Genomic DNA, 17491 nt, shown 5'->3' with positions numbered 1-17491 from the left:
CCGTCACTCTACGACGCGACGAGCGCAGCCGGGCGGCGCGCCTCGATGCGGAACGACAGCAGTGCGATCAGAAGACCGGCCACCGCGAGCGCCGCTCCCGTCCACGCCGGTGCGGTGAAGCCCCACCCTGCGGCGATCACGGCACCACCCAGGAACGCACCGAGGCTGTTGCCGATGTTGAGCGCCGAGTGGTTCATCGCGGCCGCGATCGACTGGTTGTCGCCGGCCACGTCCATCAGACGCGTCTGAATGGTCGGGCTGAGCACCGACGAGACGAAACCGACGATCAGCACCATCAGGCTCAGGCTCACGATCCAGAACGAGGCGAGGGCGAGCAGCGCGAAGACGCCGGCCATCGCCGCGAGGCCGATCAGGAGTGTGCGTCGCAGATCGATGTCGGCGAGGTGACCCCCGACGAGGTTTCCCGCCGTCATCCCGATCCCCATCAACACCAGCACGATCGGAACGACCCAGTCCGGCGTGCCCGCGATCTCGGTCACGAGCGGAGCGATGTAGCTGTAGACGGCGAAGAAGCCGCCGAAGCCGATCGCACCGACACCGAGCGTGAACCACACCTGCGGGATGCGGAAGACGCCGAGCTCCTGACGCATCGTGCGGCCCGGCTGCCCGGGATGCTTCGGCACGAACACCGCGATGCACAGCGCGGCGAGGGCGAACACGAGGGTGACGACCGCGAACGCCGCACGCCATCCCCACTGCTGACCGAGGTACGTGCCCAGCGGCACCCCGACCACGTTGGCGACGGTGAGCCCGGTGAGGATGAACGCGACACCCTTGGCGCGATTGCCCGGGCCCATGACGTCAGCGGCGACGAGTGCGCCGATGCCGAAGTAGGCACCGTGCGGGAGCCCGGCCAGGAAACGGGAGACCCCGACGAGTTCGAACGTCGGGAGCACCACGGTGAGAGCGTTGAAGAGTGTCAGCGCGAGGGCGAGCACGATCATCACGCGGTGCCGCGGGTATCGCGCGACGAAGCCCGCGATCGTCGGCGCGCCGATCACGACACCCAAGGCGTAGAGCGAGATCAGCCAGCCGGCCTGACTCAGCGCATCCTCCGTGCTCGTCGCCGAGAGGGCGGGGAGCAGGTCGGATGCGATGTTGGGCAGCAGCCCCATGATGACGAACTCGGTCATGCCGATTCCGAAGCTGCCTATGGCGAGAGAGAGGAGCGCCCTCTTCGCCGCACCCCTCGATTCAGTCGAGGGATTCACCGGATCAGCTTAGCGGTCTCGAAGGGTGTGTGAACGCCCCCGGCGTCGTCCCGAGCACGCGGCGGAAGTGCCGCGTCATATGCGCCTGGTCGTGGAAGCCGGCGTCAGCGGCGGCCATCGCCGGTCGCGCGCCGTCCACGAGCAGCCGTCGGGCGAGGTCGATGCGACGGCTGACCACGTACTGGTGCGGCGCAAGACCGTAGTTCTGCGAGAAGACTCGAGCCAGGTGGCTGGGGTGGGCACCGAGCTGCGTGGCGATCTCCGCGATCGTGAACGACTCGGTGAACCGCTCGTCGAGGTAGTCGCGAACCCGGCGCGCCATGGGCGCATCCCGCAGGGTCGCGTGCGGCGCGCCCAAGCGGGCGAGGACGCGTCGCTGGAGCATGAGCGTCCAGTGCTCCGCGGCCATCAGATCACCGGGATCGCGCAACGCGGCGTGGATGCGCTTCGCTTCAGCCAGCGCCTCCGCATCGGCGAGCGTGGGCTGCACGGCCGCGGCACCAGTCGCGCGCTCGGGCAGCCATGCGCTGTCGAGGTACAGGACCCTCTTGCGATAGATCCTCCCCTCGACCGTGGATCTGCCGTCGTGGGGAACGCCCGGTGGGAGCAACGTCAGCGCCTGCGGCGTGGCGAGATGCTGTGATCGATCCAGGTCGTAGGCGACGGCCCCTTCATCGACGAGCATCACCGCCCACCCGTCGTGCGAGTGCATCGGATAGGCGTGGCCGAACGAGGCGTGATAGACCTCTCGCAACGCGGGCACGGGTGGGTGCCATGCCCGGGTGCGTTGCGTCATGCAAGAAACGTACAAGACGAGACCATGCGCCCGGCGAGATCGTGGAGTCATGAGCACGACAACGATCGCCCCCGCCCATCCGGCATCCTTCCCACTCTTCGACACCAAGGTCGCCGTTCTTCTGAGCAGCGACCTTGCACCGTGGCAGGAGCTCAACGTCACGGCCTTCCTCATGTCGGGCATCGCCGTGAGCGCGAACGGTCTGACGGGAGAGCCGTACGTCGACGGCGACGGGACCGTCTACCTTCCGATGCTGCGACAACCCGTCCTCGTGATGACGGGAGAGCTCGCGCTGCTGCAGAGCGCTCGCACGAAGGCGACCGCGCGCGGCGACATCTCGGTCGCCATCTACACGCGTCCGTTGTTCGACACGGGACACGACGACGCGAATCGCGCCGCAGTGGCGTCCGTGCGATCCGCCGACCTCGACCTCGTCGGACTCGCGTTGCGCGGGCCTCGCAACGCGGTGGATCGCATCCTGAAGGGAGCCCGCCTTCACGGGTGACCGCGCAGACGGCTCGGTAGGGCCGGGCTACTCCCCCGACTCGTCGATCGCCGCCTCCAGCCGCTCGATCTTCGCATCGAGCTCACCGGAGTATCCGGGGCGGATGTCGGCCTTGAGCACCAGGGAGACGCGCGACCCGAACGGCATGACGGCTTCGGTGGCGCGCTTGACGACGTCCATGACCGTGTCCCAGTCCGGCCCCTCGATCTCGGTGAACATGCTGGTGGTGCGGTGCGGGAGGCCCGACTCGCGCACCACCTTCACGGCCGCGGCGACGGCGTCGTGCACGGATGCATCCGTGCGTTCGGGACCTTCGGCGGGGGTTCCGCTCGGTGCGACGGAGAAGGCGATCAGCATGGTTCACTCCCGATGGGTAGAGGGACGGACGGCGGGCACACGCACGAGAGCGCGGATGCCGACGATGAGCAGCACGATGAGAAGCAGGTTGCGCAGCGACAGGACGAGCACCGGCAGCAGCTGCGCGGACAGCAGCGCGTCATAGCTGAGCGGGTAGACGAGACAGGTGAGTGCGCAGAGCACGGCGACGAGCAGCGCGGGAACGCGTGCGCGTGTCACGTCCAGTACGAGCCAGATCGCGACCGGGGCGATGAGCCACGTCTGGAACTGGGGAGACCCGACCTTGTTCGTCACGATGAGAGCGACGACGAGCGACAGCGCGAGTGGCGGGAACAGACGAGAGAACGACGCTCCCCGCACCGTCTTCGCCGCACCGATCGCGGTGACGGCAGCGACGACGACGACCATCAGCGGCGTGAGGAGGGACTGGACGATGTCGACCCCGTCCGCCGAGATCTGGAAGGTGAGGATCTCGTAGCTGTACTCGATGCGGGCAGCTCCCGCCACCGCGAGCCAGAGGAACGGGGTCGCCGCGACCGCTTCGATCTGCAGCCCTCGCCCCGTCTGCTGGGTGAGGAATCCGAGGATCTCGTCGTCGGCGCCGAGGAGCACGAGGCCGACCACGACGCCCGCCGTCACCGCCGCGGCGGCGAGCAGGATGCGCAGGCGCGCCCGCGCAGCCACGACGGCGGCGATGACGAGTGCGCCCGGCCAGATCTTGATCCAGGCGCCGATCGTGAGCAGCGCTGCGGCGAGCGCGGGCCGCGTGGCGAGCCAGAGCCCGCCCACGACGGCGATGGGGACGGTGACCGCGTCGATCCGGTACAGGGCGATCGGCCCGAGCAGCAGCAGCGCTACGGACCAGAACCACGCAGCAGTGATCCGCGGGCGAGACGGGGAACGCCCGAGCAGCACCGCGAACGCGAGCACGTCGAGCACCGTGACCATGACCGCCCAGGCGATCAGGTACGCGCTCGATGCTCCCAGCAGCGGCACCAGCGGCATCGAGAGCCCTTTGGCGAGCAGCATCGGCACGAGCGCGAGTTGCGGGTACACCCACGTCTGCGTGACTCCGACGATCGCCCCGCCGTTCACCGCCGACGACGCCCACGGTTCGTACACGAGCACCACATCGCCCATCGGCTGACTGGGGTAGATCCATCCCACGAGGCTCGTCACGACGTGGACGGCGAGGAAGACGACCCACAGCGCGGTGACGCGGGCGGCGGTCAGACGGGTCATGCGAGCAGGTCGGAGATCGCGCGTGGCAACGACTCCGCCACGTCCAGCGCCACGATCGGGTGTCCGGGCCCGCGCTGCCCTCCCGCGCCCAGGATGCCGGCGGCCGATCTGCCCGCATATCCATGCAGCCAGGCGCCTGCGGCGGCGATCTCGATGACCGACGAGTGCGGATTCGCCGCGAGCAGTGCGCCCAGCACGCCGGCGAGGACGTCACCGGTGCCCGCCGTGGCGAGCCATCCGGTGCCGGCGGAGACCTCGATCACCGCACCGGATGCGTCCGCGACGAGTGTGCGCGCTCCCTTGAGCAGCACCGTTCCCCCGAGGCGCGCGGCGAGCTCGACGACCGCCTGCTCCCGATGAGCGTCATCCGCCGGCGACAGTCCCAGCTGCGAACACAGCCGCGCGAACTCGCCCGCGTGGGGAGTCACGAGGAGGGGCGCCCGGCTGCCGGGGGCGAGGTCGAGCGCTCCGGCATCCACCACCACGCGGGTGGAACCGTCGAGGATCTCACGCAGTGCCGCGGTCTCGTCCCCGGTGCGTGTGGCGGCATCCGTACCGGAACCGATCACCCAGGCATCGATCCGCGAGCGCCCGACATCCGATCCCACGACCGTCTCGGGGCGACGGGCGAGCACCGCGTCGGCGGCACGTCCCTCTCCCACGAATCGCACGAAGCCCGCGCCCGCGCGCCATGCGGCCTCCGTGCCGAGCACGGCAGCGCCCGGATACGCGGCCGATCCGGTGCGCAGTGCGACCACTCCGCGCGAGTACTTGTCGTCCGCCGCGTCGGGCACCCGCAGGAATCGCGCGGTATCGCCCCGGGACCACTCGCGAACATCGACCATGACTCCACGTTAGCCGGACGGCCCCCGGGTCATGCCGCTCGGAGTACCGTCGAACGGTGAGCATCCTCTTCTCGACGCTGAACATCCGATCCGTCACCTTCCGCAACCGGTTGTGGGTGTCTCCCATGTGCATGTACAGCGCCGTCGACGGTGTCGTGCAGGAGTGGCACCACACCCACCTCGCGCAGTTCGCCTCGGGCGGCGCCGGACTCATCGTCGCGGAGGCGACGTCGGTCGTACCGGAGGGGCGCATCTCGCCGCGCGATGCGGGGTTGTGGAGCGACGCGCAGCGCGACGCCTGGGCGCCGATCGTCGAGGCGATCCACGATCGTGGTGCGCGGGCGGGCGTACAACTCGCCCATGCCGGGCGCAAGGCGTCGACCTGGTGGCCGTGGGCCGACGAGCGCGGCTCCGTGCCCGACGCGCAGGGCGGGTGGTCGACCGTCGCCCCCTCGGCCATCGCCTTTGCCGGGTTCGCCGAGCCGCGCGCACTCGACGCCGCCGGTATCGACGCCGTGGTCGAGGCGTTCGCCGGCGCCGCACGTCGTGCGGTGGATGCCGGGTTCGATGTACTCGAGATCCACGGCGCACACGGCTATCTGCTGCATCAGTTCCTCTCGCCCCTCTCGAACCTTCGCGAAGACGAGTACGGCGGGGCGTTGGAGAACCGGGCTCGCCTGCTCCTGCGTGTAGTCGATGCCGTGCGTGCCGCGGTGGGTGAGGAGGTGCCGCTGTTCGTGCGGATCTCGGCCACCGACCATGCCGAGGGCGGATTCACGCCCGAGGAGGCCGCGTCCGTGGGCGAGTGGGCCACCGAGCGCGGGGCGGATCTGATCGACGTGTCCAGCGGCGGCCTGGTCGCCCACCAGCGCATCGATGTCTTCCCCGGGTATCAGGTGCCGCTGGCGGAGACGGTGCGACAGGGCGGGCGTATCGCCGTCTCGGCCGTCGGTCTCATCACCGCGGGCGAGCAGGCCGAGCAGGTACTGGCGGAGGGCGCGGCCGATGCGATCTTCGCCGGGCGCGAATGGTTGCGCGACCCGCACTTCGCCCTCCGTGCGGCACATGAGCTCGGCGCCGAGGTCTCCTGGCCCCCGCAGTACGAACGCGCCCACTGGCGCTGAACCGGAACGAGACAAGCCGCCGATCTCCGAGAGATCGGCGGCCTGTCTCTGTGTGGGGCGCGGGTCAGTGGCCGCGCACGCGACGCGTCGCGTCCTGCACCTCTCCGACGAGCTCCTCCAGGATGTCTTCGAGGAACAGCACCGCGGTGGTGTTCCCCTCGGCATCGCGGACCTTGGCGAGGTGCCGACCCGCGCGGCGCATCACGGCCAGGGCGTCTTCGAGGTCCGTGTCCTCCTGCACCGGCACCATGTGGTGGATGCGCTTGGCCGGGAGCGGCTCGATCATCTTCGCCTCGGCATCCGGTCCTTCGGACGCCCGCAGGATGTCCTTCAGATGCACGTAGCCGATCGGGACGGCCTCGTCGTCGACGATCACGTACCGGGAGAACCCGTACTTCGCGACCGCCTTCTCGATGTCGTCCGGGGTGGTCGACTGCGGCAGTGTGACCAGCTCGCTGAGGGGCACGGCCACGTCTCGCGCCTTCTTGTCGGTGAACTCCACCGCGGCGGCGACGGTGCCGGCGGCATCCATCAGCACGCCCTCGCGCCGGGACTGGCTCACGATCGTCGCCACCTCGTCGAGCGTGAACGTCGACGCCGCCTCGTTCTTCGGCTCGACGCGGAACAGGCGGAGCACGCCGTTGGCCGCGGCGTTCAACGCCCAGATCACGGGCATGAAGACCTTCGAGACCCACACGAGCGGTGGCGCGAGGATCAGCACGGCCCGGTCGGGCACCGAGAACGCGAGGTTCTTCGGAACCATCTCACCGAACACGACGTGCAGGAACGAGACGATCAGCAGCGCGATCGTGAACGAGACCGCATCGACGACGCCGTCCGCCCAACCGATCGCGTGCAGCGGCACCGACAACAGGTGGTGGATCGCGGGCTCGGAGACGTTCAGGATGAGCAGCGAGCAGATCGTGATGCCGAGCTGCGAGGTCGCCAGCATCAGCGTCGCGTGCTCCATCGCGTACAGGGCCGTCTTCGCCGCGCGGGATCCCTGTTCGGCACGGGGTTCGATCTGAGAGCGCCGCGCGGAGATCACCGCGAATTCGGCGCCGACGAAGAAGGCGTTGGCCACGAGCAGCACGACCAGCCAGGCGAGTCCTCCCCAATCGTTCATCGGGTGGCCTCCTCTCCGAGCTGGTTCGGACTGGGCAGGTAGCGGATGCGATCGACGCGCCGCCCGTCCATACGGACGACCTGCAGGATGCCGCTGTCGACGGGCACCTCGTCGCCGACCGTAGGCACACGCTCGAGAACGCTCATCACATAGCCGCCGATCGTGTCGTAGACCTCTCCCTCGGGCACATCGACCCCGGCGCGCTGCCGGAGCTCGTCCGGCCGCAGCTCACCCGGGAACGTGACGCCGTCACGTCCGCGGATCACGCCTGCCCTCGTGCGGTCGTGCTCATCGGCGACCTCGCCGACGAGTTCCTCGACCAGGTCTTCGAGCGTGACCAGACCTGCCGTGCCGCCGTATTCGTCGACGACAACCGCAAGCTGGTACCCGCGTGCGCGCAGCTCGGAGATCAGAGCGTCGACGTGCACCGTCTCCGGCACGCGCAGCGGCTCGGTCGAGAGCGCACCGACGGGAACCTCGGCACGACGATCCCGCGGCACCGAGATCGCGGCCTTGAGGTGCACGACGCCGGTGATGTCGTCGAGGTCGTCGTCATATACGGGGAATCGGCTGTGGCCGGTGCGTCGCGCGAGCTGGATGACCTCGTCGGCCGAGTCGCCGGCGGCGATCGCGTGCATGCTCGGTCGCGCCGTCATCACATCGGCCGCGGTGAGGCGGGCGAAGGTCAGAGTGCGATCGAGCAGGGTCGCGGTGTCCGCCTCGAGCACGCCCGCGTTCGCCGAGCGGCGGACCAGCGAGGAGAGCTCCTCGGCACTGCGAGCGCCCGAGAGCTCTTCCTTCGGCTCGATCCCCATGCTGCGCAGCACCCCGTTGGCGCTGCCGTTGAGCACGACGATCGCGGGCTTGAAGACGGTCGTGAAGGCGACCTGGAAGGGGATCACGAGCTTGGCGGTCTCCCGCGGGAGCGCGAGAGCGAAGTTCTTTGGCACGAGTTCGCCGAGGATCATCGACAGCACAGTGGCGACGAGCATGGCGACGATCGTCGCGATCGGCGACACGACGGCCTCGGGAAGATTCCAGGCGACGAACGTCGGACGCAGCAGGTTCGACAGCGCCGGTTCCATCGTGTAACCGGTCAGCAGGGTGGTCAGCGTGATGCCGAGCTGTGCCGATGAGAGGTGCGTCGACGTGTGCTTGAGTGCGCTGATCGTGAGGACCAATCGCGACTCACCGCGGGCCTGCCGCGCTTCGAGTTCGGCTCGGTCGAGATTGACCAGCGCGAACTCGCTCGCGACGAACAGGCCGGTGCCGACCGTGAGCAGGAGCCCCACGCCCAACATGATGTAGTCCATCAGAGGTTCCTCTCCGGTGAGAGAGGCGGACAGTGGGGCGAAGTACTGCAACTGGGAGGGTCGTCCATGGTGCCGACGATTCTACCGAAATCTGCCGAGAGTGCGCTGCAGGTCACCAACTGACCGGCAGCGCCTTGCCTTCCTCGTATCCGGCGGCGGACTGCAGGCCCACGAGTGCGCGTTCGTGGAACTCGTCCACCGACGACGCCCCTGCGTACGTGAAGGAGGAACGCACACCCGAGGTGATCATGTCGAGCAGATCCTCGAGCCCCGGTCGGAGCGGATCGAGGTAGATCTTCGACGACGAGATCCCTTCCGCGAACAGCTCTTTGCGGGCACGCTCGTAGGCGTCGAGTCGCTCGAACCGCGCCTGCACGGCTTTCGTCGACGCCATGCCCCACGATTCCTTGTAGATGCGCCCGTCGCCGTCGCGCTGCAGCGCACCGGGCGCCTCGATCGTGCCCGCGAACCACGAGCCGACCATCACGGATGCCGCGCCGGCGGCGAGCGCGAGGGCCACGTCGCGGGGGTAGCGGACCCCGCCGTCCGCCCAGACGTGTGCACCGAGTTCCTTCGCGGCCTGCGCCGTCTCGAGCACGGCGGAGAACTGCGGGCGTCCGACGGCCGTCATCATGCGCGTCGTGCACATCGCCCCCGGACCGACACCGACCTTGAGGATCGTCGCGCCGGCATCGACGAGGTCGTGCACGCCATCGGCGGTGACGATGTTGCCCGCCACGATCGGGAGTCCCAGTCCGAGGGCGGACACCGTCTGCAGGGCGCGCAGCATCCCCTCCTGGTGACCGTGGGCGGTGTCGACGACGAGCACGTCCACCCCTGCGGCCGCGAGTGCCCTGGCCTTCGAGGCGACGTCGCCGTTGATGCCGACCGCAGCGGCGACAGCGAGGCGTCCCTGGGCGTCGACCGCCGGACCGTACAGCGTCGAGCGCAGGGCGCTGCGAGCGCTCAGCGTGCCCACGAGGTGCCCGTGGTGGATCACGGTGACCATCTCGACCCCGGCCTCGGTGATCACGTCGAACGCGTGGCGCTCGGATCCGATGTCGTCGGCGTCCAACGAGGGCGTGCCTGATCGGACCAGGTCTCCCAGCTGCGCGTCGGGGAGCGCCGTCGCCAGGCGGGTCGCCGGGAGGATGCCGAGGATCTGGTCGACATCGATCGCGCCGGTTCCCTGGGCCACGACGATGCCGTGCCCGGGAGTGGCCGGCAGGAGCCGGAGCGCCTCGGACACGGGCGCCTCGGGCGGCAGCACGAGCGGTGTGTCCCACAGCACCGGCTGTTCCTTGACCTCGCGGATCGCCCTGTCGAGATCCTGTAGAGGCATGTCCTGCGGGAGCACGCCGATCCCGCCGCGCCGGGCGAGAACGGCCGCGAGCCGAGGGCCGGTGACCGAGTTCATGTTCGATGCCACGAGAGGGAGGGTCGCCGGTGTCCCGTCGTTCGGTGCGAGATCGACCTGGAGCCGGCTGGTGACCGCGGATCGGCGCGGCACCAGGAACACGTCCGAGTAGGTCAGATCGACGGTCGGTTGTTCACCAGAGAACTCCATGCCTCCACGGTACCCAGATCGGGAACATCTGGGCGCATGGCTTCGACGATTCGCCGGGGGAAACACGTTAGGCTTGTTGGTCGAGAGTGTGCGAGCCCCGGCGCATCTTTGCGCCGCGTGCCAACACAGTGAGATTCAGCGATGAAAGAGGGCGATCGAGCGTGTCGAACCAGGTGACCGGCGTCGGGGGCGACGGGGGGTTCGGAGCCAATTCCTGGCTCGTCGAAGAGCTCTACGAACAGTTCAAGGTGAACCGCGACTCCGTGGACAAGGAGTGGTGGCCGATCCTCGAGAAGTACCACTCCGATACCGCCGGTGCCGCTGTCCCCGCCGCGACCGAGGCGCCCGCGCAGACCGCACATCCGGTCACCGCGCCCATCCCCGTGATCGGTTCGCAGCCTGTCGCACGCACGACCACGAAGCCGGCCGCAGCAGCGCCGATCCCCGCGCAGGCGCCGAAGCCCGCAGCGAAGGAAGCCGCGGAGTCCGCGGAAGAGGACAAGGTCACCCCGCTGCGCGGCCTGCCCAAGACCCTCGCCGCCAACATGGACGAGTCGCTCACGGTCCCGACCGCGACCAGCGTGCGCACCGTCCCGGCGAAGCTGATGATCGACAACCGGATCGTCATCAACAACCACATGGCCCGCACACGCGGCGGCAAGATCAGCTTCACCCACCTCATCGGCTGGGCGCTCATCCGCACGCTCGACGAGTTCCGCAGCCAGAACGTCTTCTACGCCGAGATCGACGGCAAGGCCTCGGTCGTCGCCCCGGCGCACGTGAACCTCGGCATCGCGATCGACCTGCCCAAGCCCGATGGCACGCGCGCACTCATGGTGCCCAGCATCAAGCGCGCCGACACCATGACGTTCACCGAGTACCTCGTCGCCTACGAGGATCTGGTGACCCGGGCTCGCAACAACAAGCTGACCGCCGCGGACTTCCAGGGCACCACCGTGTCGCTCACCAACCCCGGCGGCATCGGCACCGTGCACTCCGTGCCGCGTCTGATGAAGGGCCAGGGCTGCATCATCGGCGCCGGCGCGCTGGAGTACCCGGCCGAGTTCCAGGGCGCGAGCGACAAGACGCTGAACGAGCTCGCGATCGGCAAGACGATCACGCTCACCAGCACCTACGACCACCGCGTCATCCAGGGCGCGGGTTCCGGCGAGTTCCTCAAGAAGGTGCACGAGCTGCTGATCGGGCAGCGCGGCTTCTACGACGACATCTTCGCGGCTCTGCGCATCCCGTACGCACCGATCCGCTGGAACCCCGACATCGCCGTCGATCTCGCCGAGCGCGTCGACAAGCAGTCCCGCGTGCAGGAGCTCATCAACTCCTTCCGCGTTCGCGGTCACCTGATGGCCGACATCGACCCGCTCGAGTACGTGCAGCGGTCGCACCCCGACCTCGAGATCGAGAGCCACGGGCTGACGTTCTGGGACCTCGATCGCGAGTTCGTGACCGGCGGCTTCGGCGGACGCCGCATCGCCAAGCTGCGCGACATCCTCGGAGTGCTGCGCGACTCGTACTGCCGCACGCTCGGCATCGAGTACATGCACATCCAGGACCCGGAGCAGCGTCGCTGGTTCCAGGAGAAGGTCGAGCTCAAGTACCAGAAGCCCGGCCACGACGAGCAACTGCGCGTTCTGCGCAAGCTCAACGAGGCCGAGGCGTTCGAGACGTTCCTGCAGACGAAGTTCGTCGGTCAGAAGCGCTTCTCGCTCGAGGGCGGCGAGTCGCTCATCCCTCTGCTCGACGAGATCCTCCAGGGCGCGGCGACCGCCGGCCTCGAAGGCGCGGCGATCGGCATGGCCCACCGCGGCCGTCTGAACGTGCTGACCAACATCGCCGGCAAGACCTACGGTCAGGTCTTCCGCGAGTTCGAGGGCACGCAGACGCCGGGCAACCAGCGCGGCTCCGGTGACGTGAAGTACCACCTCGGCACCGAGGGCACCTTCGTCGCCGACGACGAGTCCGAGCTCCCCGTCTACCTCGCCGCCAACCCCTCACACCTCGAGACCGTCGACGGCGTGCTCGAGGGCATCGTGCGTGCCAAGCAGGACCGCAAGCCGATCGGCACGTTCGCCTGGCTGCCGATCCTCGTGCACGGCGACGCGGCCTTCGCGGGTCAGGGCGTCGTGGTCGAGACGCTGCAGATGTCGCAGCTGCGCGGTTACCGCACCGGTGGCACGATCCACGTGGTCGTGAACAACCAGGTCGGATTCACCACCACGCCGAACGACGGTCGCAGCTCGGTCTACGCGACCGATGTCGCCAAGACGATCCAGGCTCCCGTGTTCCACGTGAACGGCGACGACCCCGAAGCCGTCATCCACGTCGCGCAGCTCGCCTTCGAGTATCGCGAACGGTTCCACCGCGATGTCGTGATCGACCTCGTCTGCTACCGACGCCGCGGACACAACGAGGGAGACGACCCCTCGATGACGCAGCCGCTGATGACGGACCTCATCCAGGCCAAGCGTTCGGTCCGTCGCCTGTACACCGAGTCGCTCGTCGGCCGCGGTGACATCACCGAGCAGGAGTACGACGAGGCCAAGGCCGACTTCCAGAACCGTCTGGAGATCGCGTTTGCCGAGACGCACGCCGCCGAGACGGGTGCCACGCAGATCGCCCCCGAGCTGCCCCCGGTCGATGACCAGGTCGGCGCTCCGGAGATCACGGGGGTGCCGAACGAGGTCATCCAGCTCATCGGCGACGCCTTCGTGAACAAGCCCGAGGGCTTCACGGTGCACCCGAAGATCCAGCAGCTGCTCGAGAAGCGTCTCGACATGAGCCGCAACGGCGGCATCGACTGGGGCTTCGGCGAGCTGCTCGCCTTCGGTTCGCTGCTGGTGGAGGGCACGCCCGTGCGCTTCGCCGGACAGGACGCCCGCCGCGGAACCTTCGTGCAGCGTCACGCCACCCTGCACGATCGTGCGAACGGTCAGGAGTGGCTGCCGCTGTCGAACCTGTCGGACGCACAGGGACGCTTCTTCATCTACGACTCGCTTCTCAGCGAGTACGCGGCGCTGGGCTTCGAGTACGGCTACTCGGTCGAGGCCCCCGAAGCGCTGGTGCTGTGGGAGGCGCAGTTCGGCGATTTCGTCAACGGTGCGCAGTCCGTGATCGACGAGTACATCTCGGCGGCCGAGCAGAAGTGGGGCCAGCAGTCCAGCGTCACCCTGCTGCTCCCCCACGGCTACGAGGGCCAGGGACCGGACCACTCGTCCGCACGCATCGAGCGCTTCCTGCAGCTGTGCGCCCAGGAGAACATGATCGTCTCGCGTCCCTCGACGCCGGCTTCGTACTTCCACCTGTTGCGCCGCCAGGCGTACGCTCGGCCGCGCAAGCCGCTGATCGTGTTCACGCCGAAGGCGATGCTGCGCCTGCGCGGTGCGACGAGCCCCGTCGAGGCGTTCACGCAGGGTCGGTTCGAGCCCGTGATCGACGACCACCGTGGCCTCGACCGCGGCGCCGTCAAGCGGGTGCTCGTGCACTCGGGCAAGGTCCACTGGGATCTGCGCGCCGAGCTCGACAAGAAGCCGAACCCCGAGGTCGCCCTCGTCCGGCTGGAGCAGCTGTACCCGACTCCGATCGACGAGCTCAAGGCGATCACCGACTCCTACCCCAACGCCGAACTGGTGTGGGTGCAGGAGGAGCCGGAGAACCAGGGTGCCTGGCCGTTCCTGGCTCTGGCATTCGCCGACGTTCCCGGAGACCGCTCCTTCCGCCCGATCGCTCGCACGGCGTCGGCCTCGCCGGCGACCGGCTCCTCGAAGGTGCACGCGGCGGAGCAGGCGACCCTGCTGCGTGAGGCGCTCACGACGAACTGAGTCATCGCAGAAGAAAAGGCGCCCCGGTCTCGGCTGGGGCGCCTTTCTCCGTTTTCGGATGCCGATGTCAGTCAGCGCCGTCAGACGACGCCGACCGTCGACCGCCCGAGCCGCGCATCGGACTGCAGCTCGCCACGCGCTCGATCCAGCCCCGCGGGGTCGGCCCCGGCGGTGGCGAGCACGAGCAATGCCGCGCCCAGCACGGGCGGCGCATCGACCACCTGCAGGCGCGTCTTCGGCGCATGCGCAGCGAGTCCCGCGGTGATGCCGTCGAGCAGCCGTCGATCGCGCCCCCGGGCCACCCCACCCCCGAACAGCACCGGCACATCGGTGTCGTGCAGCTGCAGCCGGTCGACGCATGCGCGCACGAACGCCACGACCTCGTCGACCTGGCGCTGCACGATGCCCTGAGCGACGACATCGCCCGAGTCCGCCGCCCGGAAGACGAGGGGTGACAGGGCAGCGAAGCCCTCCCCCGACCTTCGACCGAGATGCACCTCTTCGATCAGCACGGCGACGCTCTGCGTGCCGACGGTCTCCAACAGGAGCTCGCGGAGAAGCGTCTGTGGACCGCGTCCGTCTTCCGCACGCGCAGCATGCCAGACGACGGCATCCCCCAACTCGCCTCCGCCGCCCCAGTCACCGGAGAGCGGCCCCAACGCCGGAAAGCGCACCGTCGCTCCGTCGCTGCGCACGCCGATCGCATTCATGCCCGTTCCGCAGATCACCGCGACGGCGTCTTCGGCATCCGTTCCGGCGCGAAGCAGGGCGTGCAGATCGTTGTCGACGATGAGCCCGTCGATCGCCCAGGGGCGGTCTGCGATCGCCGCCCGGTAGGTCTCGATCTCCTCGGCCAGATCCAACCCAGACAGGTACAGCCCGACGACGAGCAGCTCATCGGCATCGTGCGCGCCGAGGGCGCGAGTGACGAGATCGTCGACGACGCGCACAGACGTGGCGAGCCCGTCGATCTGCGGGCTCGACCCCGCACCGCGTTCCCAGGCGAGCACTCGCCCCGAGGTGTCCAGGAGCACGACGTCGGTCTTCGACCCGCCGCCGTCGACCGCGAGCACCAGGCGGGGCGACATGCTCACGCCCACTCCAGGAATCGCGAGTTGGCGGCGAGCAGGAGATCCGTGAGCTTCTCCGCGCGCTCGTGCTGCAGCACCAGGGGGTGCGACCGCATCGCACGGAGCACGCGATCGCGGCCTCCCGTGATCGCCGCATCGAGGGCCAGTCGCTCATACCCCGCCACTGCGCTGATCAGGCCGCTGATGTCATCGGGGAGCGGAGCGACGGGTTCTGCGACGAACCGCCCGTCGACGTGCCGCGCGGGCACCTCGATCACGTGGTCGTCGGGGAGGAAGGGGAGCACACCGTCGTTGCGGAGGTTCACGACGCGAGGCACATCGGTGCCGCCACGGATCGCGATCAGCAGCTCGATCGCCGCCTCCGAGTAGAACGCCCCGCCGCGCTTCTCGAGGATCTCCGGCTTCGTGTCGATGCTCGGATCGGCGTAGAGGCTCAGGAGTTCCTGCTCGATCGCCCTGACCTCCTGCGCACGCGTCGCGTTGTGACGTTGCTCGTGCAGCACCTCGTCGTGGGCGTAGTAGTAGCGCAGGTAGTAGGAGGGGATGACACCGAGCTGCGCGAGCAGAGCCGGTGCCAGCTCGACGGTGTCGGCCAACTCGCCCACCCGCGAGTCCAACGCCTGCGGCAACTGATCGACGCCGTCGATGAACACTCCGCGTTCCCAGGTGAGATGGTTGAGCCCCACGTGTGCGAGCGCGACGCGGTCGGGGGCGACTCCCGCCTCCTCGGCGAAGCGCCTCTGGAGCCCGATGGCCACGTTGCACAGGCCCACCGCTCGGTGGCCCTCCTGCAGGAGGGCGCGGGTGACGATGCCGACCGGGTTCGTGAAGTCGACGATCCAGGCGTCCGGCTTCGCGTGACGACGCACGACGTCGGCGATCCGGAGCACAACGGGGACGGTACGCAGCGCCTTCGCGAGGCCACCCGGTCCGGTCGTCTCCTGCCCGATGCAGTCCACATCATGCGGCCAGGTCTCATCCTGTTCGCGGGCGTCCTGTCCCCCGACACGGAGCTGGATCAGCACGGCGTCGGCGTCGCTCACACCGGCGACGAGGTCGGTCGTCGTGATCAACCGGGCTCCGTGCCCGCCGCGCGCGAGCATGCGGCCGGCCACCCCTCCCACGAGTTCGAGGCGCGAGCTGTCGGTGTCGACCAGCACGATCTCGTCGATCGGGAGGGCACTCTGCATGCGGATGAAGCCGTCGATCAGCTCCGGTGTGTATGTCGATCCGCCGCCGACGATCGCCAGTCTCATCTGGTCTCCTTCTGTGTGTTCATGTCTGTCTCGATGTCGTTTCAGTCCGTGGGGATGCGGTTCTCGAGTCGCGTGCGGATCTGCTCGACGAGCAACTGGCGCGCGCCCAGGAGAACCGAGTCATCGCCGGTCGCACTCATGCGTACCGTGGGCGCGGGGCGCTCCGGGTGACGTGCGAGCTCCGCCACCAGCTCGGCGAGACGCTGGCCGCCGGCCAGGTTCGTGGGGCCTCCGAGCACCACCATGTCCGGATCGAGCACCGCGAGCACCGGCTCGATGGTCACGACGATGCGTTCGGCTACTTCGCGTAGCGCACGATCGTCCGCGGTGAGTCCGGCGATGTCCCGGGGATAGGACGCGTCCGGTCCGGCCCCCACCAGCTCGAGCACGACATCCGACCCGAGCAGGTCCGACGTGATCACGCCCGACGCCCCAGCACCGGACGCGACGGCGAGGTATCCGACCTCCCCCGCGGTGCCGTGGGCGCCCCGGTGGATGGTGCCGCCCAGATCGACGCCGACACCGAGCCCGACCCCGACCCAGAGGAAGGCGAAGCTGCTCACGTGCTGTGCCACGCCGACCGCCCGTTCGGCCATCGTCGCGAGATTCACGTCGTTCTCGAGGGTGACTGCGACATCGAGCGCGGACTCGATGAGTCCGCGGGCGCCGGTCGAGGGCCATCCGGGCAGGGAGTCGGTCAACGAGAGCACGTCGTCGTCACGTCCGACGGCGGCCTGCACACCGATCGTGACGGCTTCGACGGTGGTCCGATCCACCCCGGCGGCAGCGCATGCAGCGTCGATCGCGCGACGGATGTCGCGCTCGGGAGAACGCTGCTGACCGGCAACGGCCAGTGCCACCGGCGGATGCTCGATACCGGTGGCGTCGACGAGGACGGCGTGGATGCCGTCATCGAGCATGCTGACGGCGACACCCGTCACGCGATCGCCGCGCACGCCCCAGCTCACGGCGCTGGGGCCGCGGTTGCCGGCGATCTCGCCGACGGGGCGCACCAGGTCTGCGCGCTCCAGGCGTGCGATCATCTGCGTCGCCGTGGGCTTCGACATGCCCGACAGCTCACCGAGGCGGGTTCGGGTGAGAGGACCGTGCTCGAGGAACAGACGCAGCGCCTCACGGTCGTTCCTGGTGCGCAACCAGGAAGACGTTCCCGGATCGATCTGTGACACGTGCTGCTCCTTCC

Annotated in this window: 14 protein-coding genes; 3 read left to right on the top strand and 11 right to left on the bottom strand. The window is 68.9% G+C overall.

Features of this window, described 5'->3' with window-relative positions; genetic code table 11:
* Positions 1-8: 8 nt before the first annotated feature.
* Together P0Y60_08625 and P0Y60_08620 are read right to left on the bottom strand one after the other, a co-directional pair.
* Positions 9-1232, bottom strand: coding sequence for an MFS transporter (locus P0Y60_08625; GenBank protein WEK62773.1), 1224 nt, complete (start codon positions 1230-1232; stop codon positions 9-11).
* Between the two features lie 4 nt (positions 1233-1236).
* Positions 1237-2028 carry an AraC family transcriptional regulator gene (locus tag P0Y60_08620; protein WEK62772.1) on the bottom strand — a complete coding sequence of 264 codons (792 nt, stop codon included), beginning with the start codon at positions 2026-2028 and terminating at the stop codon, positions 1237-1239.
* Between the two features lie 49 nt (positions 2029-2077).
* Between P0Y60_08620 and P0Y60_08615 the strand changes: the two genes are divergently transcribed.
* The gene (locus tag P0Y60_08615) at positions 2078-2533 is read left to right on the top strand and encodes a DUF2000 domain-containing protein (GenBank protein ID WEK62771.1); all 456 of its coding nucleotides are present in this window, start codon (positions 2078-2080) and stop codon (positions 2531-2533) included.
* 27 nt (positions 2534-2560) lie between these two features.
* On the opposite strand, the gene P0Y60_08610 is transcribed toward P0Y60_08615, so the two are convergent.
* The 3 genes from P0Y60_08610 to P0Y60_08600 are packed head-to-tail and all read right to left on the bottom strand — an operon-like array spanning position 2561 to position 4977.
* Positions 2561-2890: a thiamine-binding protein gene (locus tag P0Y60_08610; protein ID WEK62770.1), complete on the bottom strand. Its 330-nt coding sequence runs from the start codon at positions 2888-2890 to the stop codon at positions 2561-2563.
* 3 nt (positions 2891-2893) lie between these two features.
* Complete coding sequence (locus P0Y60_08605) at positions 2894-4132, bottom strand: hypothetical protein (GenBank protein ID WEK62769.1); 1239 nt, start codon at positions 4130-4132, stop codon at positions 2894-2896.
* Positions 4129-4977, bottom strand: a complete 849-nt coding sequence (locus P0Y60_08600; protein WEK62768.1) for an NAD(P)H-hydrate dehydratase — start codon at positions 4975-4977, stop codon at positions 4129-4131. Before P0Y60_08600 ends, P0Y60_08605 begins: the two co-directional genes overlap by 4 nt.
* A 56-nt stretch (positions 4978-5033) precedes the next feature.
* Here P0Y60_08600 and P0Y60_08595 point away from each other — a divergent pair, with 56 nt between their 5' ends.
* Positions 5034-6101, top strand: a complete 1068-nt coding sequence (locus P0Y60_08595; GenBank protein WEK62767.1) for an NADH:flavin oxidoreductase/NADH oxidase — start codon at positions 5034-5036, stop codon at positions 6099-6101.
* Positions 6102-6165: 64 nt separating this feature from the next.
* Here P0Y60_08595 and P0Y60_08590 read toward each other — a convergent pair whose 3' ends face one another.
* The 3 genes from P0Y60_08590 to P0Y60_08580 all read right to left on the bottom strand — a co-directional run bounded on the left by P0Y60_08590 (position 6166) and on the right by P0Y60_08580 (position 10107).
* A complete protein-coding gene (locus P0Y60_08590) occupies positions 6166-7227 on the bottom strand; it encodes a hemolysin family protein (protein WEK62766.1) in 1062 nt (353 codons plus the stop codon).
* Positions 7224-8540 (bottom strand): hemolysin family protein, encoded by a 1317-nt coding sequence (locus tag P0Y60_08585; GenBank protein WEK62765.1) that lies wholly within the window; start codon positions 8538-8540, stop codon positions 7224-7226. Before P0Y60_08585 ends, P0Y60_08590 begins: the two co-directional genes overlap by 4 nt.
* 112 nt (positions 8541-8652) lie before the next feature.
* A complete protein-coding gene (locus tag P0Y60_08580; GenBank protein WEK62764.1) occupies positions 8653-10107 on the bottom strand; it encodes a GuaB1 family IMP dehydrogenase-related protein in 1455 nt (484 codons plus the stop codon).
* Positions 10108-10268: 161 nt separating this feature from the next.
* On the opposite strand from P0Y60_08580, the gene P0Y60_08575 reads away from it, so the two are divergent.
* Positions 10269-13943, top strand: a complete 3675-nt coding sequence (locus tag P0Y60_08575; GenBank protein WEK62763.1) for a multifunctional oxoglutarate decarboxylase/oxoglutarate dehydrogenase thiamine pyrophosphate-binding subunit/dihydrolipoyllysine-residue succinyltransferase subunit — start codon at positions 10269-10271, stop codon at positions 13941-13943.
* Between the two features lie 80 nt (positions 13944-14023).
* Here the strand turns inward: P0Y60_08575 and P0Y60_08570 are convergent, their stop codons facing one another.
* Genes P0Y60_08570 through P0Y60_08560 form a run of 3 tightly spaced genes read right to left on the bottom strand, consistent with a single transcriptional unit; the run spans position 14024 to position 17477 of the window.
* Positions 14024-15031: a BadF/BadG/BcrA/BcrD ATPase family protein gene (locus tag P0Y60_08570; GenBank protein WEK62883.1), complete on the bottom strand. Its 1008-nt coding sequence runs from the start codon at positions 15029-15031 to the stop codon at positions 14024-14026.
* 2 nt (positions 15032-15033) lie between these two features.
* Positions 15034-16290: a 6-phospho-beta-glucosidase gene (locus tag P0Y60_08565; GenBank protein ID WEK62762.1), complete on the bottom strand. Its 1257-nt coding sequence runs from the start codon at positions 16288-16290 to the stop codon at positions 15034-15036.
* A 41-nt stretch (positions 16291-16331) separates the two neighbouring features.
* A complete protein-coding gene (locus P0Y60_08560; GenBank protein ID WEK62761.1) occupies positions 16332-17477 on the bottom strand; it encodes an ROK family transcriptional regulator in 1146 nt (381 codons plus the stop codon).
* Positions 17478-17491: the final 14 nt, after the last annotated feature.

It is taken from the genome of Candidatus Microbacterium colombiense (assembly GCA_029203165.1).
GTDB classification, from domain to species: domain Bacteria; phylum Actinomycetota; class Actinomycetes; order Actinomycetales; family Microbacteriaceae; genus Microbacterium; species Microbacterium colombiense.
The sequence above is the reverse complement of the archived record's forward strand: the minus strand, read 5'-3'. Positions and strand labels throughout refer to the sequence as shown.